This window comes from Alteromonas sp. KS69 (genome assembly GCF_003989595.1).
GTDB lineage: Bacteria > Pseudomonadota > Gammaproteobacteria > Enterobacterales > Alteromonadaceae > Alteromonas > Alteromonas naphthalenivorans.
On the sequence record NZ_PYHU01000013.1, the window covers coordinates 186,549 to 208,019 of the forward strand.

At 41.5% G+C, this 21,471-nt stretch carries 19 protein-coding genes and 1 rRNA gene; 12 read left to right on the forward strand and 8 right to left on the reverse strand.

What is annotated here, in order from left to right:
- Nucleotides 1–9 precede the first annotated feature (9 nt).
- Nucleotides 10–408: an adenylyltransferase/cytidyltransferase family protein gene (locus C7Y69_RS10980; RefSeq protein ID WP_057794957.1), complete on the forward strand. Its 399-nt coding sequence runs from the start codon at nucleotides 10–12 to the stop codon at nucleotides 406–408.
- Nucleotides 409–504: 96 nt separating this feature from the next.
- On the opposite strand, the gene C7Y69_RS10985 is transcribed toward C7Y69_RS10980, so the two are convergent.
- The 5 genes from C7Y69_RS10985 to radC all read right to left on the reverse strand — a co-directional run bounded on the left by C7Y69_RS10985 (nucleotide 505) and on the right by radC (nucleotide 5,268).
- Entirely contained in the window at nucleotides 505–2,616 is a 2,112-nt protein-coding gene (locus tag C7Y69_RS10985; protein ID WP_126872714.1) for a YjbH domain-containing protein, read from the reverse strand.
- Nucleotides 2,613–3,356 (reverse strand): capsule biosynthesis GfcC family protein, encoded by a 744-nt coding sequence (locus tag C7Y69_RS10990; protein ID WP_126872715.1) that lies wholly within the window; start codon nucleotides 3,354–3,356, stop codon nucleotides 2,613–2,615. Before C7Y69_RS10990 ends, C7Y69_RS10985 begins: the two co-directional genes overlap by 4 nt.
- 5 nt (nucleotides 3,357–3,361) lie before the next feature.
- Nucleotides 3,362–4,045 (reverse strand): YjbF family lipoprotein, encoded by a 684-nt coding sequence (locus tag C7Y69_RS10995; protein ID WP_126872716.1) that lies wholly within the window; start codon nucleotides 4,043–4,045, stop codon nucleotides 3,362–3,364.
- 97 nt (nucleotides 4,046–4,142) lie between these two features.
- Nucleotides 4,143–4,496, reverse strand: coding sequence for a hypothetical protein (locus C7Y69_RS11000; RefSeq protein WP_062085447.1), 354 nt, complete (start codon nucleotides 4,494–4,496; stop codon nucleotides 4,143–4,145).
- 94 nt (nucleotides 4,497–4,590) lie between these two features.
- On the reverse strand, nucleotides 4,591–5,268 hold the full coding sequence (gene radC / locus C7Y69_RS11005; protein ID WP_126872717.1) for a RadC family protein: 678 nt from the start codon (nucleotides 5,266–5,268) through the stop codon (nucleotides 4,591–4,593).
- Nucleotides 5,269–5,465: 197 nt separating this feature from the next.
- On the opposite strand from radC, the gene coaBC reads away from it, so the two are divergent.
- Both coaBC and slmA read left to right on the forward strand, forming a co-directional pair.
- A complete protein-coding gene (coaBC, locus tag C7Y69_RS11010) occupies nucleotides 5,466–6,683 on the forward strand; it encodes a bifunctional phosphopantothenoylcysteine decarboxylase/phosphopantothenate--cysteine ligase CoaBC (RefSeq protein ID WP_126872718.1) in 1,218 nt (405 codons plus the stop codon).
- A gap of 161 nt (nucleotides 6,684–6,844) precedes the next feature.
- The gene (slmA, locus tag C7Y69_RS11015; protein WP_013786158.1) at nucleotides 6,845–7,432 is read left to right on the forward strand and encodes a nucleoid occlusion factor SlmA; all 588 of its coding nucleotides are present in this window, start codon (nucleotides 6,845–6,847) and stop codon (nucleotides 7,430–7,432) included.
- A gap of 144 nt (nucleotides 7,433–7,576) precedes the next feature.
- Here slmA and C7Y69_RS11020 read toward each other — a convergent pair whose 3' ends face one another.
- On the reverse strand, nucleotides 7,577–8,413 hold the full coding sequence (locus C7Y69_RS11020; RefSeq protein ID WP_126872719.1) for a glycosyltransferase: 837 nt from the start codon (nucleotides 8,411–8,413) through the stop codon (nucleotides 7,577–7,579).
- Between the two features lie 279 nt (nucleotides 8,414–8,692).
- Entirely contained in the window at nucleotides 8,693–10,330 is a 1,638-nt protein-coding gene (locus C7Y69_RS11025; RefSeq protein WP_126872720.1) for a M28 family metallopeptidase, read from the reverse strand.
- A gap of 148 nt (nucleotides 10,331–10,478) precedes the next feature.
- On the opposite strand from C7Y69_RS11025, the gene C7Y69_RS11030 reads away from it, so the two are divergent.
- The 9 genes from C7Y69_RS11030 to C7Y69_RS11070 all read left to right on the forward strand — a co-directional run bounded on the left by C7Y69_RS11030 (nucleotide 10,479) and on the right by C7Y69_RS11070 (nucleotide 20,831).
- Complete coding sequence (locus C7Y69_RS11030; RefSeq protein ID WP_126872721.1) at nucleotides 10,479–10,814, forward strand: DUF1820 family protein; 336 nt, start codon at nucleotides 10,479–10,481, stop codon at nucleotides 10,812–10,814.
- Between the two features lie 41 nt (nucleotides 10,815–10,855).
- Nucleotides 10,856–12,610, forward strand: coding sequence for a DUF885 domain-containing protein (locus C7Y69_RS11035; protein WP_126872722.1), 1,755 nt, complete (start codon nucleotides 10,856–10,858; stop codon nucleotides 12,608–12,610).
- Nucleotides 12,610–13,125: a hypothetical protein gene (locus tag C7Y69_RS11040; protein WP_126872723.1), complete on the forward strand. Its 516-nt coding sequence runs from the start codon at nucleotides 12,610–12,612 to the stop codon at nucleotides 13,123–13,125. Before C7Y69_RS11035 ends, C7Y69_RS11040 begins: the two co-directional genes overlap by 1 nt.
- A 118-nt stretch (nucleotides 13,126–13,243) precedes the next feature.
- Nucleotides 13,244–13,957: a translesion DNA synthesis-associated protein ImuA gene (imuA, locus tag C7Y69_RS11045; RefSeq protein ID WP_126872724.1), complete on the forward strand. Its 714-nt coding sequence runs from the start codon at nucleotides 13,244–13,246 to the stop codon at nucleotides 13,955–13,957.
- The gene (locus C7Y69_RS11050) at nucleotides 13,957–15,360 is read left to right on the forward strand and encodes a Y-family DNA polymerase (protein WP_260563501.1); all 1,404 of its coding nucleotides are present in this window, start codon (nucleotides 13,957–13,959) and stop codon (nucleotides 15,358–15,360) included. The genes imuA and C7Y69_RS11050 overlap by 1 nt, the downstream gene beginning before the upstream one ends.
- Nucleotides 15,360–18,431, forward strand: a complete 3,072-nt coding sequence (locus tag C7Y69_RS11055) for an error-prone DNA polymerase (protein WP_013786166.1) — start codon at nucleotides 15,360–15,362, stop codon at nucleotides 18,429–18,431. The genes C7Y69_RS11050 and C7Y69_RS11055 overlap by 1 nt, the downstream gene beginning before the upstream one ends.
- Before the next feature lie 68 nt (nucleotides 18,432–18,499).
- Nucleotides 18,500–19,297 carry a hypothetical protein gene (locus C7Y69_RS11060; protein WP_013786167.1) on the forward strand — a complete coding sequence of 266 codons (798 nt, stop codon included), beginning with the start codon at nucleotides 18,500–18,502 and terminating at the stop codon, nucleotides 19,295–19,297.
- A gap of 63 nt (nucleotides 19,298–19,360) precedes the next feature.
- Complete coding sequence (locus C7Y69_RS11065; protein WP_013786168.1) at nucleotides 19,361–20,167, forward strand: hypothetical protein; 807 nt, start codon at nucleotides 19,361–19,363, stop codon at nucleotides 20,165–20,167.
- 136 nt (nucleotides 20,168–20,303) lie between these two features.
- Entirely contained in the window at nucleotides 20,304–20,831 is a 528-nt protein-coding gene (locus tag C7Y69_RS11070; protein ID WP_013786169.1) for an acyloxyacyl hydrolase, read from the forward strand.
- Nucleotides 20,832–21,246: 415 nt separating this feature from the next.
- Here the strand turns inward: C7Y69_RS11070 and rrf are convergent.
- Nucleotides 21,247–21,362: ribosomal RNA gene (rrf, locus tag C7Y69_RS11075) — 5S ribosomal RNA — on the reverse strand.
- Nucleotides 21,363–21,471 lie beyond the last annotated feature (109 nt).

A 21,471-nucleotide genomic window follows, 5' to 3' on the forward strand; every position in this document is an offset into this window, starting at 1 on the left:
GGTGGCATTTTGAGACGCGTTATAACCTTCGGTACATTCGATGTACTGCACATTGGTCACATAAGAATTCTTAAACGTGCTCGCGCAGAAGGCGATGCACTTATAGTGGGTCTTTCTTCAGACGAACTCAATTTAAGTAAAAAAGGGCGGACTCCTATTTATCCCTACCACAGTAGGGAGGAATTACTCGCATCCTTGCGCTTTGTCGACAAAATTTTTACCGAAGAATCTTTAGAAAAGAAACGTGATTACATTATTCAACATAAAGCGGATGTGTTGGTTATGGGTGATGACTGGTACGGTAAATTTGATGAGTTTAAGGATATATGTGACGTGGTTTATCTGCCTCGAACCCCTTCTATTTCAACCACTGAAATTATTGAAATAATAAAGGAAAGCAGCGATTAACGCGTTGTTAATGTTATTAAAAAACACGTAAAAATAAGATTTAGTTAGGGTGGAAGTAAGCACGAAGCAATCGTTACCTCGTGCTTACCTAAGTAGTTAGTCGTAAAACGGTGAGCGTACTGCAGTGGAATCGATAAGACGCACTGGACGTCTCAACACCTGACCACCATCACGAGAAATCGGCACCCATGGGAATGTTCCTCGACCTTTCGAAGGTTGCAGCAAGAATAAGTCTGAAGGAATTGAGATATAGAAGCCTTTTGTAAAACTACCTTCCCCATATTCTTCAGATGAGACATCGGTGAAAGCTGCATACGCACCTACAACAATTCCACTATCGAAGCGTTTTGCGAAATCGATATTAACGCCTTTGTCTTTTGCCAAAAATTGCCCAGCACTTACGGTTAATTGGGTACCTTTAAGCATTTCAGGTTGCCAATAAACGCTGGCATGGCCGGTGATAGCATCGTAATCTAGAGTTGACAATTGATTATAAGGATCACGCTGCTTCACATAGTTTATGTCAAACCCATATGCCAATCTACTATCGACAGGACGGTATAAAATCTCACCACCGACACCAGCAAACATAGTTTCTAGGTAACCCGCGTACACCTGCCCAAATACGTTCTCACTAATATTATCTTTATAGTGAATGAAGGCGGTATCCATCCCTACTTTATTCTCAGCAACATACTCTCGTACGCGCGTCCTCACTCGTGGTAACGCAGTTTCCTCGTTATCAACCAAAAAGTTAAATTTATCAAAGTTGTCTAATAAGGTAACCCGAGCACTGCCCATAACAGATAGCTTATTATTGAATGCATAACCTGCATTCAAAATTAAACCTGTTTGATATAAATAAAAATCTTCAGGGTTACCGAATGATTGTGTCCAGAAGAAGTTAGCACCATAAAACAGTCCGTGGGTATTCGTGGGCTCATAAGCATCCATTACCTCTTTAGAAGGTGTTGATCGCGCATAAGACGTGGTGATGTCTGCATCTATCGACTCATAGCGTGCTGCCGCAATAAACTGTTCAGCATCTATTATGGTATCAACCATAGGCTGACCACCACTATTTTCAACAATGTGATAGTCCGTCACTGAATCAGGAAGCTCTGAAGCCACTATGCGCCCTATTCGTTCCATCGCTTCATCTTGGTCACGGTACGCAAACTGGGTACCATAAAATACAGCTTTGTCTTCTTCAATACTGGCATCAGATAATGCAAATCCGGCTGAGCGATACAAGGTATTGTATAACCTTGATTTATCAACTTTATTAATAGTATCAGGCACTTGCCTAGCCATTAACGTTTGGGGTGGTTTATCGTACTTAACTTGGCTTAAGGTGTTCATATTGAAGCGATACGTTACGCCAAAACCAAACGTATTTCCGCGCTGATAATTCATACTGAAATCAAATTCTTTCCAGCGATATACCGCGCCCACATTCCAGCGAGAATCCTGCTCCAACTCGCCCGCTCTATCTACAGAGTAATCGTTACCTTCAAACTCAAGCTTAAGGGTTAATGGCTCCCAAGGTGTTTGATATTCGATACCACCGAAAAAGGCCGTTGTCCCTTTAAAGAACTGGTCGTAATCAACTTTTCCGCCGCGCCCGGAAAACCCTGTGGGTCGATCACAGTAACTGTCTCTAAACTCACAAAGTGGGTTAGTGATATCGTCTGCCGTACCTAAGTAGCCCCAACCTAATCCTAAATGAACATCAAAAGGTCCGAACGATTTACTGGCGTTAATATATTCACTTTCAAAGAATCCTGTACCGCCAAAGTCGCGAAAACCAACCGAAATATCTGGCGTGTAGTAGCCTTCTTTCCACAACCTAAATTTTACATCTAAGCCTTTATCTTTAAGGGTTTGATCGCCACTGAACGATTCAACATCACTATAAAATTGTGTACGCACGTCGGTATAGCGAGCGGTAGCTTCCATCCAATCGAATAATTGCAAATTGACTGACCAAAAACGGTATTCACCGTTATCGGTATAATTTACAGCTAATCCCCCTTCTTCACGCATACGCGCTGTAGGGGTTTGAATAAGCCCGTTACCGCCTTGCACCATTTGCGAAGGAGTAACCCGAAACTCGGTGTCGATGTTATCTGTATCAGCCAAAGCGGGACAGGCTGATGCACTAATGATGAGTGCTAAAGATGTTTTCTTATAAGGAAAAGCGCTCATTGAGGAAGGATCCTATGTACTGCTAAGTTTGCGATGCGGGTATTGAGTGCATCCAACGTTGAACTGAATATCTGCCCTGTTATGGGTACATAAATTTGGCTTCCTGGCATTAATTGCGAGTAATCAATGTTCCAGTAGGCAATACCACGTTTCTCTATCTCGCCCATTGGATTAATCACAAAAACATGGCTTTTATCAGCATCGGAGGCTTTAGTGACTGACTTAGCGGTAGAAAAAATAGAAAGGTCATCACCGTGTCTATAAGCGCCAGGCTTAATAACTAACCCTGAAAAATGCACAACTGATGGACGAGGACTAATGCAAAGCAAATATCGCCCTGGTTGGAACATAGGGTTTTCTTCAGCAATCAAACGTGCACGGTTATAGGATATTGGCGTGATAACACGAGTAGATACTGTCCAAGAAGATACCTGCTGATAGAGGCTCTCTAACGCGCGGTATGTATCACTGTTCGAATTGTAGCTTTTTAAAACCATACGAATTTCTGATAAAACAGCGCCTTTTTCTCGCTCAGCATAAGCGTCATTTAAATTGTATATGCCTGATGTTGGCCAATACCAATCACCAGAATCAGCCACAATAGATAATACACTGTTGAGTCTTACAGGCTGCGTAAACTCATAAGATTGCTTATTAATTATGATAGTCACTTGGGCAGATACAGAAGCGGTAAATAGTAAAAGCCAAAAACTCATTAGTAAGGTAACAAAAACTCTCATTTTATTTACTGCTCCTTACTTTTCATTAAACGCACAACTCGACTTAAATAGACCATGTCGTATACATCACCTTGTGGGCTAAACTTTTGCGTAGAAGCTAAAAGCTGTTTCGATTTGGCTCCAAGGTAGTAGGTATTTTTCCATTCCAAATTAGTGTCTATAAAAGGCGTGGTTTCTGGAAAAATAACAGTTTCCGTTATTTTAGTGACCGTGAAAGTAGTACCTAGATAAGACTGAGTTTCCTCACCGTGCACTCGCCATGTAGAACTAATCGGTAGCCCATAACCTACGTTTTCTAAGTCGAGTTTTCTTTGCCATGAGTAGGCTAGTACATCGTTACTGGCTAATGGGTTATGCTTTAAATTCCCCGTATAATACAGCTCATTATCTAGCCCTTCGGTGCGAACAATCACGCCATGATGCATGGTGAAAATAACTTTATCGCCTGATACCCAGCGGTATTTATCACCATCAATATAGGCAAGAGCAAGTGAAGCAGCATCACGCCCACCCGCTTTAATCTGTAGTAAGTCTGCTTTACTTGCCGCTATTTCATCTACGGTGTAGGAAACGGTGCGATCCTCAAGGGCAAGACTAATGGTTTTAATATAGGCATTAACGGTGGAGGAGCACCCAGAAACAAGAAGAGATAGCAGGCTGATAACAATCAGTAATAGGGATGTTTTCATTGAAAATTTCGACAACTATTATTTAGTAATAAGAACACTTTCTTTGCATCAATAAAAAAGCCGCTAATGAAAGCGGCTTTTTCGAAACTATTTATTATTACTGTACGGTCGGTGCGTAAGTAAATGTCACTGGAACAGTGATAGTTGTGGTAGCAGTTGATGTACCAGTTACAGTAGTTGTATTAGTGTTAGTAGTACCAACACAAACACCGTCTACTAATGGATCATCGCCTTCACAAGTAGCTGTACCTTCGCCACCATCATCGATAGCTGTTGATGAATTATTAGAAACAACACCAGCAACAACGCCAGCTACCACAGCAGCAGTAGCTACAACTGGAGCAGTAACAGCACCAAGACCTGTAGATCCAGCTCCGCCTTCGGCGTCTTGAGCGCTAACACCAGCAGACATAGCTGCTGCTGCAAACAATGCAATAATTGACTTTTTCATATTAGTCCTTTCAGAAAATTTACCCATTAGAGTCACATGCTAAATCATTTTCAACGATTTGACTAGATTATATTCGATGAATGACTAACAATTTCTATGTTAACAGGCCTCGCTGGGCAAATGAAACCGTTTCCGTGTCTCCGACCACAAAATGATCTAGAACAGAAACGTCGATCATTGCCATCGCATTCTGGATCTCCCCGGTCAGCCTAATATCTGCTTGACTCGGTTCTGCCACGCCTGAGGGATGATTATGAACTAAGATCACGGCCGCTGCATTATCTTTCATCACTTGCTTTAAAAGCTCTCGAGGATATACCGCCGCACTATTAATGGTACCTGTGAACATGGTTCTACATGCGATAAGCTGATGCTGGCTGTCTAACATTAATAGCAAAAATTTTTCTTGCTGGCAGTCCCGTAGTTTTGCTTGCAAATAACGCTTTGTATCATCCACATTATTAAATACGTCTTGTCTAGCAAGTGGGATTTCTAAATTACGCCTAAATATCTCAAAAGCGGCTTGAAATTGTGCAAATTTACAGGCGCCGAGACCATTCACATCAGTAAACTCTGATTCATTTGCCGCAACCACGCCTCGTAGCGATCCCACTTTCTCTAACAGATCTCTGGCCAAACCTAATGCCGTTTTCCCTGCTACTCCAGCGCCTAGCATAACGGCAATTAACTCAGCATCACTTAAGTATTCTGCACCGTAATAAAGTAGTTTTTCCCTTGGCCTTTCTTTAACAGGCCACACTTTTATCGACATGATTAGTTTCTCACACACCAAATGAATATAGGGTTATAGCGCAGTAGTCTATTTATAATCGACTGATCATTGGGCGAGTTCTTGTTTAAGTGACTTACTATTTGGTGCGTGTTAAGCGCCGAGCGTACTTTTGTTCAGCTACCGCAAAAATAGCCATCATGATAGTCTTAGGTTATGTAAAAAATGATGTTTCAAATATGTCTTTAGCAAATAAAAATATTCTGCTTGGTGTTAGTGGTGGGATTGCCGCTTATAAAACCCCAGATTTAGTGCGTAAGCTTACCGCGCTAGGCGCGAATGTACGTGTTGTACTAACAGACTCTGCGGCTGAATTTGTCAGCCCTCTCTCGTTGCAAGCGGTGTCTGGTAATCCAGTACATCAACATTTGCTAGACCCAGCGGCAGAAGCGGCAATGGGCCATATAGAGTTGGCTAAATGGGCAGATGTGTTACTTATTGCCCCCGCTACAGCAAATATTATGGCTAAGCTGGCTCATGGATTGGCTGACGACTTGCTCACCACTTTATACTTAGCAACAGAAGCGAAAATTTTTATTGCCCCTGCAATGAATCAGCAAATGTGGAAAGCGACAGCAACGCAAGTGAACTTAGGCATCTTGACGCAGCATGGCGCATTATTTATTGGCCCTGCTGATGGAGAGCAAGCCTGTGGTGATGTAGGCTCAGGCCGTATGGTGGAGCCGGTAGAAATTGCTTCTGCCATCAGCCGAAGCCTAGGCACCTCAAACGATAAGATATTATTGGGTAAACACCTCCTTATTACAGCAGGTCCAACACGAGAACCACTGGATCCGGTCCGCTACATTTCCAATCATAGTTCGGGAAAAATGGGTTTTGCTATTGCTGATATGGCCGTTAAAGCGGGCGCCGACGTTACTCTTATCGCGGGACCAGTAAACTTACCTACCCCTGATGGATGTAAGCGTATTGATGTGACTACCGCCGATGAAATGTTAGTGGCATGCGAGCAAGCGGTTTCTCAATCCGATATTTTTGTGGCCACGGCTGCGGTAGCAGATTATAAAGCTGTACAGGTTGCCGAAAATAAAATTAAGAAAATCGGCGATGAGTTAACACTTACTTTTGTTAAAAACCCTGATATTCTAGCAACGATTGCAACGCGAACTGATAAACCTTTTTGTGTTGGTTTTGCTGCAGAAAGCCAAGATGTGGAGTTGTATGCCCGTGGAAAGCTGAAAAACAAAAAGCTTGATATGATTGCGGCTAACGACATAACTGCCGACGGACTTGGCTTCAATAGCGACAATAATGCATTACATGTGATTTGGGACGATGGCGATAAATACTTACCTGCCACTACAAAACCTAAGTTAGCAGAGGCATTGTTACTGCTTATTGCGAATCGATTTAAAAGCAAGAATATTGTTCAATAGCCAAGCTTAGAACATCACTCAAAAATAAAAAATAACGATATACGCTAATACAAGTATTCTGCGTGTCGATAATAACAAGAACTCATCATAACGATTTGGCCTGAGCCAACTTAACATGGAACGGACTTCTTAAGTCCGGTTGCGGAGGAATTACTCTCATCATGCCTGCTGTCAAAAAAACAAATCGCAGAGCCCAAATTCTGCAAGCCCTAGCGGGAATGTTGGAAACAAACCCTGGTCAACGTATCACTACAGCAAAATTAGCTGAAAAAGTGGGCGTTTCAGAAGCGGCGCTGTATCGCCACTTTCCAAGTAAAGCCAGAATGTTCGAAGGACTCATTGAGTTCATCGAAGAAACCTTGTTTACCCGCATTAATAAAATAGTTAACGAAGAAAAAGACTCGCTGACTCGCTGTCAGCTAATTCTTCACCTTATCTTAGGCTTTGCCGAAAAGAACCCCGGCATCACCCGTATATTAAACGGTGATGCATTGATGGGAGAGCAAGACCGATTGCGTGCTCGCATAGCTAAACTCTTTGAACGCCTTGAGACTCAGCTTAAGCAGGTATTGCGTGAGCGCAAGTTGCGTGAAGGAAAAACCCTATCAGCCGATGAAGCGATAATTGCTAACATGCTTATTTGTTACACCGACGGCCGCATTAACTTGTTTATTCGAAGTGGTTTCACCCGTAAACCAACTGAACAGTTCAATGAGCAATGGGCTGCTTTTAAGCAGATGTTTGTATAAAACAGTTCGATATAAAGTGACCCTCAGTAATAGGAATTTCCAGCTTCATGGGGTCACTTCATACAGCTCTTTTTTAATTCGTATAGGGTTAAATAACGTTCAGCATATTAGATTTACCTATCTAGCTTCACCTGTAACAAATAACTAAGAAATAAGCCTTCTTTTTATTAGCTTAAAATTAACTTTCCAATTTGTTCTTAGCTTATGCTTAAAAGCGCCAGCGCTATTTAATTGAGGATCTTCAGCATTAGATTTGAAATTTTCTAATGCTTGCGGGTGCAAATTAAATGAATCAATAGCGCTCCTTGCTACGTTACCGTAACCTTTGTATTCATTTACTTTGTTTTCAATGTGAATAACTGACATCCACAACCTTTTACCACGTACAGGAGTAACTTCCTTTACACTGCGCCAATAGCCATGCCTTTCCTGAGTCCATATTGTTTTAAAGTTTTCACTCTTTTCAATCAAACTCATAAATGGGTTGTGAACATGTGAATGCAGACCAAACCTTACCCGTGGCGAAACCTGTAGCGTATATCCGTCAACAAAATCGATAACTCTAAATTCTTGCTTAGAGAATTGATTGTGTACTTCTTTTACAAAATCTTGATGAAGACTGTCGTCATTATCTAGCCTTGTTGTAATTAAATAATGCGTTGTGAGACGAGTTTTTATTTCTCTGGTAATAGACGGTAAAAAATCGTCCATTCCATCTGCATAAATAGGTATGAATTTGGAAAAATTTGAAGATAGCTCACTAATTTTTTCACGAAAGACTTGTGGTGTCGTTTTATCGAAAAACACTAACCATTCAAAATCTTTTTTAGTTTGAGCTTTTATCGAAGAATAGCAATACTGTTCAAACAGCTCTAATCTATTCTCCATCCACTTTTCGGTTAAAACTTTAGATTGAGATTTTGTCTCATCCCAACCTTTTTTCCTAAGATTAAAGCGCGTCAATATAAAGTGCTGAAACATAATGATGCCATTAAATATTTAGAAGATACTTTTTTACTAATTGATAACTCAAACGTAAAAATTCCATGTAATCTCTGATTTAGAGTAAAAAAAAGCTTACTAGTTCTGTATTAGTAAAAAATAAGTTTAAATATTCTCTAGCATCAATTTCCAAGTGCGGCATCGATACAGGCTATGCTTAACCTCAAAGGGCTTTCAAATCTCGTAACGGGATCAAAACTCACCTACAAAAAAAGCAGCATATATATATGCTGCTTTTCTATTTAGAATAAAGATTCGTTACTTACTGAAGGTAGTACCGAAGAAGTCACCTTCATTCCATTTCGGTTTGTCTTCTTGATTAGCTAAGGTCCAACCAATTTGTGCATTTACTTTGGTAAAGGCTTCAGCAGCATTCCAATTAAATGGCTGGTTAATATCGTCGCTAGGTTTGTGGTAATTCGTTGATAAGAAGTGACCAAACACTTTACTACCATCTACCTCGGGATCTTTTGATGTTAAACCAGGAACTAAAAATACTGCTGGTACGCCTTGTTTAACAAATGCGTAGTGATCTGAGCGAGTAAATAGCGCTTGGTCTGGCCAAGGATCTGGGCTTAATGAAATATCAGCATTGCTTGCAGCGGTTTCAACCGACGCTTTCAAATCACTGTGGTTTGCACCAAACGCAATTACGTCGGCAAACTCATAGGTTAAAATGGGCATATCAAGGTTAACGTTTGCCACCATTGACGTCACCGGCACGGTAGGATTGCGAGCAAAGTAATCTGCCCCTAATAATCCTTTTTCCTCACCTGTTACCGATACAAACAATATCGAACGTTTAGGTTTTACGTCCATTTCGCTGAATAAGCGTGCAGTTTCTAGCATTACCGATGTGCCAGAGGCATTATCCATAGCGCCGTTGTTGATATTGTCTTTTTTAACTGTTTTCGCGAAACCAATGTGGTCAGAGTGCGCGGAAAAGACGACATATTCATCTTTAAGTGCTGGATCTGAACCTTCAAGCACGCCAACAACATTCGGGCTAGTCACTACTTCGTGAGTGCTCTTTTTACTTAAGCTTACTGTGCCAGGTAATGCAAAGCCTGTTGGTACTTTATCTGCCTCAAGATCGGCATAAATATCGTCAAGTTCCCGCTCAGCCCCTTCAAATAAGGTTTTTGCTGCAGCTTCACTTAAATACGCACCACCTTTAATTTGCGGGAAGGTATTGGCTGGCTGCCCTTCGTCATCCAACCAAGCCATGCGCGGTGTATGAATATAGCTTAAGCGGCTTTGGTAAGGACGTACCTTTTCGTTTTTAGGCGTGGTGATGGTGATCATACCAATTGCACCATGCTCAGCGGCGTACTTTTGCTTTTGATACCCTGAGGCAAAATGAGCACCTTCTTCCGAAGGAAAATCACTGGGTTTACCGGCTAGCGAAACCACAATTTTGCCCTCTACATCGATATTTTCATAATCGTTGTGAGACAACTCGTCAGCCACTATGCCATAGCCAACAAACACAAGTTCGCCTGAAACATTAGCATCTACGCTAAGTAAGCTAGGACCTGCTAAATATTCTTTTGGGTAAGCAAAATCAATTTTTTCGCCATTACGAGTAAGCGTAAATTCTGGCGACTCTTGCAATAGGTTTGCTTTACGGAAGCTTACCTGTTGCATGTAGCCATCTGTACCTGCTGGCTTTAAACCGTATTTTGCGAATTCTGTCGCTATGTATAACGCGGCAATTTCATGCCCTCGAGACCCCGTATCACGGCCTTCAAGTAAGTCATCGGCTAAGAAAAATAAGTGTGACTTTATACGCTGAGTGTCAGGGTTAAAGCTATTTTCTGTCGTTTCATGGTTATGCGCAGTGGCAGCAAATGCCATCGCCGTCATCGCACTTCCAAGTAATAGTTTTTTTATCATTGTATTTCCACTATTTTTGAGGTCTTTACATATTACCTTACCCAAGCGATTCCGTAACGTTTAAGCCTAACGATTTTCGACCATTGCCCGTATTTCTAGACCATTGTAAAATTCACGCCCTTTAAGTCATCAACATATTAATAAACCCATGACAAAAACCGACCCTTTGTATCGAGTACAGTTCATCAGTAATGGCGAACGCTACGATGTGTCCGTCAAATCACTTTCTCAAAGTGGCTTATTTGGATTTGTGGAAATTGGGGAATTTGTGTGGGACACCCACACAGGCATAGTGGTAGATCCAAGCCATGAAAAGCTTAAATCAGAGTTCGCAGATGTTACCAGTACGTATATTCCTATGCATAACATCCTTCGAATTGATGCGGTGAGGAAAAAAGGCACAGCCAAAATTATTAAATTAGATAATAAGTCTGATAAAGTGATGCCTTTCCCTAGCCCAATTTATACACCTAACACAGAGTAACCCACCGTTGATAATCCGGTCTAAGGTTACCGGAGGCTTTCATGTACCGTTATTTGTTACTTTTTACGCTGGCTCTGATTAGCTTTACCTCATTGGCAAACACCAACGAGGATAAGTCATTTTATGCGTTGTTAGATGAAATTTGGGAATATGAGATTAGTGTTTCCCCACTTCTAGCCTCAAGACAAGGTGATAATTCGCAAAATAACAAGCTACCCGATATTTCACCAGAAGGATTGGCAACACAAGATCAACAATGGCAAGCGTACCGTAAAGCGTTAAAGGCGTATTCTAAGGAAAACCTATCTGATGATGCGTTTATTTCCTTACTTATGCAGCAATATCGGCTAGAGAACTATATTAGCCAATATCACTTTCGCGCTTATCTTGTCCCCATAAACTCCGAATACGGTTTTCATGGTGCCATGGCATCATTGCCAAATTTGTCTGCATTTAAAAGCGAGAATGATTACCAAGCATATATATCTCGTTTGCATGCACTAAAACCCTACTTTGAACAGCAAATTACCTATATGCGTCAAGGCCTAGAAGAAGGTTATACCCAACCTAAGGTGGTCCTTGAAGGTTTCGAAAATGCGGTAGCCGCCTATATTCTGGACGACCCAAAGAAGAGTGGGTTCTACAGCCCATTTACACGATTTCCCAAACATATAGATGCCTCGCAACAAGCTGCGTTAGCCCAACTAGGCCAAAAAGCCATTACCACCAGCGTTTTCCCTGCTTACCAAGCATTTTATGACTTCATGGTTGATGAGTATATTCCTGGCGCCCGAGCCGCCATTGCTGCTAACGAATGGCCTGATGGCAAAGCTTATTACGCTAACCGCGCCAAGCACTACACCACCACAGATATGAGCCCCGAAGACATTCATACTCTTGGCTTAAAAGAAGTAAAGCGTATTCGAGCTGAAATGCAAAGCGTGGTAGATAGCCTTGAATTCGATGGCAGTACTAATGAGTTCATTACCTTTTTACGTGAAGATCCGCAGTTTTATGCCTCCAGCGCAGAAGAGCTGCTAAAAGAGGCTTCTTTTATTGCGAAAAAGATGGACGCAAAATTACCTTCGCTCTTTGAATATTTACCTCGTACGCCTTATGGCGTTGCTCCTGTACCCGATAGTATCGCCCCGAAGTACACCACGGGTCGTTATATTCACCCTAGTCGAGACGATCAACCCGGTTACTACTGGGTAAATACTTATGCGCTAGATAAGCGTCCGCTTTATGCCCTTCCAGCTCTTACCTTGCACGAGGCTGTGCCTGGGCATCATTTGCAAATATCTTTAGCGGCGGAATTAGAAAATTTACCCATGGTACGCCGCAACACTTATATTTCAGCTTTTGGTGAAGGTTGGGGTTTGTATTCTGAATTCTTAGGGATTGAAGCGGGTATTTATGAAGACCCCTATGATAATTTCGGTCGCTTAAGCTACGAAATGTGGCGCGCGTGTCGCCTTGTCGTAGATACCGGCATGCACACCATGGGATGGAGCCGCGAAAGAGCTGTTGATTTTATGATGTCCAATACGGCTTTGTCAGAGCATAATGTGAATACTGAGATAGACCGATACATATCATGGCCAGCACAAGCCCTATCTTATAAAATTGGTGAAATTAAAATAAAGGCGCTACGTGAAAAGGCTGAGGTTGCGCTAGGTCAGCATTTCGATGTACGTAAATTTCACCGAGCAGTATTAGAAAATGGTTCTGTGCCATTATTCATTTTAGAGCAAAAAATTAACCAATTCATAGAAGAACAAAAGGCGGCAAGATAATGATATTTGCATTCGGGATCATAGGACTACTTGTCCTGTTTTTGATTTATCTAGCGCTTCGTGTGCAAACGCTACAACGTGAACTTACGCTTACGCGCTCATCTGCAAAACAAAATGGTAATAAAGTTAACCATGCTTATAAAAATTTACTGTTAGTTACTGATGCGCTAGAAAAAACTTATTCAGCTCGTATCGAAAGTGCTTATAAAAGCCGCCTGATAAGTCAGCAACAACATACTGCTCTTATGCCGCTTATGCTTAACTTCTCTAGTATTGTAATGGCGTGCTGTGAAAAAGGCGCTACGTTAGAAGAAGCATTAGATTCTGCATTAAGCAGCACCGAGGTATCACAAAGCGATGTGCGAGACGTGATTAAAGAAATGCCTGGCCCCATTCGTATGGCTTGGTCTAAAAACAGCGCTGATGGTTTTATTGCAGCCTGCCAATTAATAACTAGCTCGGTGGGAGGTAACACTAAAAAAAGCCCTGCTAGCAGCGATGCCAGTACGGCGTAATTATTTAAGCATTTTTTTCAAATAGTTAGATGTCCTCACAGCCTTAACTATTTCACCCATCTTGAAAAGACAAACCTCTACACTATAATACTGTACACATATACAGTATTATAGTGTTATGAATATTCCTATTTCACCCATTGAAGAAGTTCGTTCAAAGGCAGCGCTTTTTGATAAGCACCCTCATATATGGCGAGCTCGAGAGAAGCCTGTAAGCGAAAACAAGTTTTTGCTGGGTAATCTTATATTGGATGAAGCCCTGCACGGTGGTATCGCCACATCAGGCGTCGTAAGAATTGCATCACTAACGGGTATTGGAGAAATCAGCCTTTTTAAACACGTTTTAACTACGCATCGCACGCACAAACTACGTGTATTTATAAAACCACCCGCCCAGCTCCAAGCGCCTTGGTTAAGCAGTTTAGGCGTAGACTTAGAACAAGTCATCGTCGTGCTTCCAAAAACAGATCAAGAAGCCTTGTGGGCAGCAGAGCAATGCTTAAAAAGTGCAGCTTGTCATTGTGTTTTGCTTTGGAATAACACCATGGATGCAAAAGCTGCTCGGCGTTTGCAAGTGGCGGCATCGCATAACGATACGCTGTGCTTACTGTTTACTTCCCCTAACCAACAAAGGGCTTCTTTTCCAATTACCCTAGATTTAAGTCTGCATCTTCGTGATGCGCAATTGGTTGTTAACATTATTAAACAGCGTCATGGATGGCCCGTATCCGATATCGTGATCCCCCATTCATGGACCCCTAACAACCGCGCCATTCAATCAGCCATGCAAAATAATAAGAACACCGAGCCAGCATTACACTCGGTGATTTAATGATGCTATGGGCTTACTTTTACTGCTATCAGTTAACTCTTGATTCCCATAAAAAAGATGGCGGCTTCACAGACGGTGATATACCTACTGTGGTTTATCACGAACAAAGCAACCAAGTAGTTCAAGCTAATTCTCAGGCTATAAACGAAGGTGTTGAATGCGGTCAAGGGCTTGCACAAGCGGCTGCGCTTTGCCCTCACGTGCGCATTCTAGCGTTTAATCGCGAAGCTGAAAAAGAGACCCTTCTCTTTCTTGCACATCGGTTATACCCACTCGCTTCAGACATTGTGATTGATGCTCACAACGCCATTGCTATTCGACTAGACAATTTACTGCAGTATTACGGTGGTCTTGACGCTTTATGGCATGTACTTACAAACGAGCTACATTCTGCTGGTATTCACTTTTATTTCGCCACTGCATGGGGAGTGGATGCAGCACGCCTTCTCGCTAAAAATAAAACCAATCGCTATACCGATAATAAAGAAAACATAACTCTGTTATTGTCACGCTGTAAGCTAGAACAAACTGCCCTTGATTCGAAAACCATTGCCACACTTGCTAAAGTCGGTGTTAGACAGGTAGGCCAACTACTTAAACTTCCCGTCCATGAACTTGGGCAACGATTTTCAAACGATACTATTCGCTATTTAACCGCACTGCGGGGGGAAACCTTTCCCAAATACGTTTTATTCAGGCCATCGATAAGCTTCAAGCAGTTAAAAAATTTATCGTTTGAAGTGGAAAACACTCAACACTTATTGCCGAGTATTAAAGCGCTACTAATTTCGTTAGAACACTACTTACGCGCACGCAATTTACTCACGTCATCTATACTTTTTCAGGTGCATTTTAGAGAAGCAGAGCCTTTATCTATAGCGGTTAATGGTGCTATGCCTTTTGCCACGCAGAAAGACTGGTTAGCGCTGGTTGAGCTTAAAGTTGAGTCCCTTCTACTGCCCGAGCCCGCTATCGCTATATCCCTAACCTGCCAGCAATTTGAGCCCATTGAAAACGATGGGAATAATTTTTTTTCCCATCGATTTACCTCAGTGGCACAAAAGCAACTTGTTGGAAGGTTAAAAGCCAAATTAGGCGACAACAGCACGCTTCACCCTAAAGCTGGAAACAGTCATACCTTTGAAGGCATGACAGTCAATCAAGTAGAGGAAATTACACCTGCTTATACCGCTGATATCATTCCGACATTTTTGTTTGAGCGCCCCATGCCCCTAAATCTACCAACACGTATTTGCTTTGGCCCTATACGACTTCAAACGCAATGGTGGAGTAGCGCTGCTAGCCAGAAAGATTATTTTATAGCAGAAACTAATCACGGTGTACGCTTGCTCGTCTTTAAAGATGTAAATGCCTGTTGGTGGACACAAGGCGTATACAGCTAATGTATAGCGAACTTTTCTGTCAGAGCCACTATAGCTTTTTAACAGGGGCATCTTCGCCTGCACAGTTAGTGACTACCGCCTCTTTTCTAGGATACGAAGCGTTAGCGATTACCGATGAATGTTCTGTGGCGGGAGTGGTGCGAGCTTATGCTGAAATTAAACAGCAAAAACTCCCTATTAAGCTCATTGTCGGCAGCTATTTTCGCTTCGATGATGCATTGTCTTTTGTATTACTTTGCCCCAATAAAGCGGCATATACCGAGCTTTGTCGCATAATTACAAATGCCAGAAGACGCAGCCAAAAGGGTGAGTATCAACTTGCAGAGTGGGACTTGCGGACCATTCGTCACTGCATTTTTATATGGCTTCCCAATACTCAGGAAGAAAAAGATAATTACTGGGCGACTTGGCTAACCAGCCAACCCAATATAAAAACATACATAGGCGCACAACGTTTACTTGATGGGTATGATCATCATCGATTTGCGACTTACACACAACTACAGGAAAAATTCGAGTTTCCTGTTCTTGCTTGCACTGGCGTGCTTATGCACCATGTAGATAACCTTCCACTTCAACATGTTCTTCATGCCACCCAAGCACATACGCAAGTAAGTAAATTGGGGCGAGCAGCATTAAGCAATGCCGAGCGTAGCTTGCGTACCGTTTCAAAATTAAAAAAGCTTTTCCCTGAAAAGTGGATTGCCAATGCTATTGACGTGGCAAGAGGCTGTCTATTTTCGTTAGCAGAGCTACGCTATCAATATCCTTCTGAACTTATACCTAAAGGTGCATCGCCCACTACATATTTAAGGGAACGCGTAGAAGCCGGCATTAAAGTGCGTTTCCCAGATGGCCTGAGCGATGTGCTTAGGGCACTTATTGAAAAAGAACTCTCACTGATTCGCGAACAAGAGTACGAGTACTTTTTTCTTACCATTTATGACATTGTTCAATTCGCCAAATCGCGCAAAATCCTCTATCAAGGCAGGGGTTCGGCAGCTAACTCTATTGTGTGTTATTGCTTAGAGATTACCGCCGTTGATCCACGACAAATCAATGTGCTTTTTGAACGCTTTATCTCTAAAGAACGAAACGAACCGCCTGACATCGACGTAGATTTCGAGCACCAGCGACGTGAAGAAATTATCCAATATATCTATGAAAAATATGGCAGAGAAAGAACTGCCATTGCTTCTACGGTTATCTGCTATCGCTTTAAATCGGCGTTTAAAGATGTAGGTAAGGCCTTGGGCTTCAGTGAGTCGCAATTAAGCTTTGTGATGAAGCAAATTAATCGCCGCGACAGTGTCATTCCTTGGCAGTCTCAGCTTGCGAATTTAGGGCTCGACCCGGCAAATGAAAGGGTAAAACTTCTAATTAGTATCACCGAGCAACTTCTCGGCACGCCTCGACACCTTTCTCAGCACGTTGGTGGTTTTGTTATTAGTTCAGGACCACTGTATGAGTTGGTCCCTGTTGAAAATGCAGCTATGCAAGAGCGCACTATTATTCAGTGGGATAAAGATGATATTGAAACTCTAGGACTACTTAAAGTTGATGTATTAGCTTTGGGAATGCTAAGCGCCATTCGCCGGACCTTTGACTTACTTAACAAGCAATTCCCTATCAATATAGATATTCCTTTCATTACCAAATTAGGCGATGACCAACAGGTTTACGATATGATTTGCCAAGCTGATACCGTCGGCGTATTTCAAATTGAATCTCGCGCACAAATGTCGATGCTTCCTCGTTTAAAGCCTCGCCGTTATTATGACTTAGTGGTGCAAATAGCTATTGTTAGACCGGGCCCTATTCAAGGGGATATGGTGCATCCTTATCTTCTACGACGGCATGGAAAAGAAGCTATAACCTACCCTTCTGAAGAAGTAAAAGAAGTGTTATCGCGTACCATGGGAGTTCCAATTTTTCAGGAACAAGTGATAAAACTGGCCATGGTAGCGGCTGGCTTTAGTGGTGGTGAAGCAGATCAACTACGTCGCGCGATGGCCAGTTGGAAAAAAGACGGCCGAATTTTTGAGTTTAAAGAAAAGCTGATAAAAGGCATGGTAGCAAGAGGCTACGATACCTCTTTTTCAAATAATCTATTCGAACAAATTAAAGGCTTTGCTGGCTATGGCTTTCCAGAGTCCCACTCAGCATCGTTCGCCGTGTTAGCTTATGTATCATGTTGGTTAAAATATTATTTTCCTGTTGAATTTTATGTTGCCTTGTTAAACAGCTGGCCGATGGGTTTTTATACGCCCTCACAGCTGGTACTAGATGCAAAGCGCCATCATGTTACGGTACAGGCGCCTTGTGTGAATGCATCAAACTACGAACACTTAATTGTTGAATGCAAAGGCGATAAGCAAATTCAGCTTGGCCTAACGCTTGTAAAAGGCTTAAGTGAAAAGAGTGCAAACCTTATTGTTAGCTGCAGGCCGTCAACTGGCTATAAAAATATAGAGGGTGTGCGAACCCTCGCAATACGTTCTGATGAACTAGAAGCATTAGCAAGTGCAGATGCATTTAGAAGTATTGCAGGTAATCGCTATCAAACACGTTGGCGGCTAATGGACAAGCAAGCCGATTTGCCGTTGTTTGAACATACTAATAACGAGGACACGTTCAATACTGCTCCAAGCGTAGCTGAAACCTTAATTGAAGATTATGCTTCTATAGGGCTTTCGGTTAACGACCACCCTGTAGCACTGTTGCACAGAGAGCGAGAGCTAGGTTTTATTACCCCAGCTAAAGCTTTACTTCAAAAGCCTCATAAATCTATTGTAAAAATACTTGGATGCGTGACTGGGCGACAAGCACCGGGCAGTGCGGCTGGGGTTACATTTCTAACGTTAGAAGACCATACTGGAAATATCAATGTTGTAGTATGGCAGGCTACCTCTCGCGCCCAGCATAAGACCTTTTTAAAGGCTAAACTTATGCAAATTGATGGTATTATTGAACGCTCGAAGGAAGGGGTTATTCATATTATTGCGGGAAAATTAATAGACCGAACATCATGGCTTGAGGATATCAGTATGCCATCCAGAGACTTTCATTAAGTCCAATTACGTATATACGCGTTTTACAGTCTCAAGTATTGTAGCATCAACATGACAAGGAGTTTGATATGAAGCAGGGGTTGTTTTGCCTATTACTGATGTGGATTAGTACAGCGGCAACTGCTGAAAAATTTATTGTAGGCTCACAGAATATAGAATATTACCCCCATTATAATTTTTCCTCACCTATTGATAAGGGTGTTGGTTGGGCAATACTTGAAGCCTTTTCCGAAGCATCTGGTCACGAGTTTTCGTATCTAGCCATGCCTATTCGGCGTCTTCAAATGGAAATGCTTAAAGGGCATGTGGATTTTGTATATCCAGATAACCCTGGCTGGTATAACGATGTCACTAAGGCCAAAGAAAAATATTTCTCGATTGCTCTTACCCGTGCCGTCACAGGTACTTTTGTAAAACCAAAAAATGTGAATAAAGGTATCAATGCTATTAAGAGAATTGCTATGCCTCTGGGTTTTACTCCAGTAAATTGGCAAGCAAGATTAGACCAAAACCTTATTAAAATAGTGTCTATCTCTGATACTTTTGCAGGTTTGTCGTTACTACAATTAGAGCGTGTAGACGCCATAGATTTTGAATACCATGTAGGTAATTACTATTCTAGTCAGTCGCCGCAAATCGGCCCTTTCATATTAGATATTACCCTCCCCCACAACGAGATCCCTTTTATGCTTTCTGCTTTAAGACATCAGGAAGTGATTGGGGAACTTAATGCTTTTATAAATAACAACCCCGCGATTATTGATTCGATCAGAGCACGCTATGGTATAACTACATTAGAAGCACTGACACAACAAATTCAAACTGAATTTAGTATTGAAGATAAAGACATTTGGCAGCCTGAATAATCGCTTATGGGCTACTATTAATCTCTGTGTTAAAAAATAGTATTCATTAATAAGGTAACACCAGTGGGTTACATAAAACGGACTTTCTACTGCCTTCTCTTTGTTTTCGGCGTCAACTTAGCGCAAGCGGAACAGTATATTATTGGTGCTCAAAATATTGAGTACTTTCCTCACTATGATTTCACTTCTAAAGTTGATAAAGGCGTAGGATGGGCAATTTTAGAAGCCTTTTCTGATGCCTCAGGGCATGAATTCGTATATTTAGACATGCCTGTTCGAAGGTTACAAATTGAATTAAATAAAGGGAATGTAGATTTTGTCTATCCTGATAACCCACGTTGGAATAGCGCAGATACAACAATAGATCAAAAAACATTTTCTAAACCTATTGCTCATACATTGTCTGGAACTTTTGTTAGGTCAGAAGATGTTGGAAAAGGGATAAATTTCATTAAGAAGTTAGCTATTCCACAAGGGTTTACACCGGTTAAATGGCAAAGCAGAATTGACGACAACCTTTTATCTTTAGTTCCCATTGAAGAAACTTATAACGCACTTTCACTACTTCAACATAAAGAAGTCGATGCTGTAGATGTTGAATATCACGTTGGAAAGTATTTTATGAAGAGTTACCCTCAACTGGGTCCCTTTTCCGTTGATGTTACACTTCCTTTTATAGATGTCCCTTTTCTATTATCCACTTTACGCCACCCCGAAATAATTAAAGAACTAAACCTATTCTTAATAAATAACCAAAGCTTGATATCTAACATCTACGAAAAATACGATATTGCTCTACCTGATGAGCTGGTAGAAAGGTTTCGAACAGAACAAAATATTGAGAAAAACGAAGTGTGGAAACCCCTGTAATAATTACTTATTTCAAGAAAATTCTTAAGTAGCTAAAAATACATAAGCATTCCAACTAACTTTAACACTCTGAAAATTATAGATTTTAATTTCTGGTAATGATTTTGCTTTTCTCCTTATATATTAAGGAGACAACATGTTCAAAACTACATTCAAACTTACCGTGCTAGCTTTGCTTTTACTACCTAACTTAGTTCAAGCGAAACAAACCATCAGCGTTGATTATATGAATGGCTTCGACGATATCGACGGCATTCGCTTTGCCTACCGCCCCATAGAACACAACTTAAGCACTGGATGGTTTGGTGACATCAAGCTTTACTGGGAACTTAGTGCATACCACTGGGAATACGGTGAAGAAAATAACCATAGTACAAGTTATGCACTATCGATAACGCCAATTTTTATGAAACAAATTAGCACCGTGTATGACTACCCTCTGTTTGTTGAAGCAGGTATAGGGGCAAGTTTCATCAATGATGAGAAAGTAGCAGGTAAGGATATAGGGTCTAATTACCAATTTGAAGATAGGCTAGGTTTAGTACTTGAACTTGATGAAAACCAACACGTCGCCTTGCGCTATATGCACTTCTCTAATGGTGGATTTAATAGTAATAACCCTGGTTTGGATTTTATGAACCTGTCGTACGCATATAGTTTCTAACAGTCATTGCTTCTGGTTTAGTGGGCTTTATGCCCACATATACTTTCATGTTCATATTTCACTTGGTGGGGCTTATGGGATTAACTAAATTACTTAAATTGAAAGCTTATGTTTTAAAGCAGACAGATAAGCTATGGCATGAAATATGTAGCTTAACCTACTAGCCTCACATGATTTTATTATTTTTTCTGTGTAACTTACTATAGGTACGTAATTAAGCGACTCACTTTAACCATAGTTTTCAGTAGTGGCGTATTAATATATTATTTTGAAGATCTGGATACGGCTGGAGTCAGTCGATCAGCATAAGTAAGCTACATGGTAACTTCTACCAACGGGCTTCGCGCTAACTCACACTTTTCTACAAGCATAAAAAAAGGGCTATCCGTTAGGATAGCCCTTTCTTCGAATGGGAGCTTGGCAGTGTGCTACTCTCACATGGGGAAACCCCACACTACCATCGCCGCTAATACGTTTCACTTCTGAGTTCGGAATGGGATCAGGTGGTACCGTATCGCTATGGCTGCCAGGAAAAACTGGTTGCAAACGCTTGTTTGCGTAATACCGACTTATTTAGTCCATATTACTTTAATAATTAACAATTTAGGAATTCTGATATTCACGTAATCAATCTTTGAGC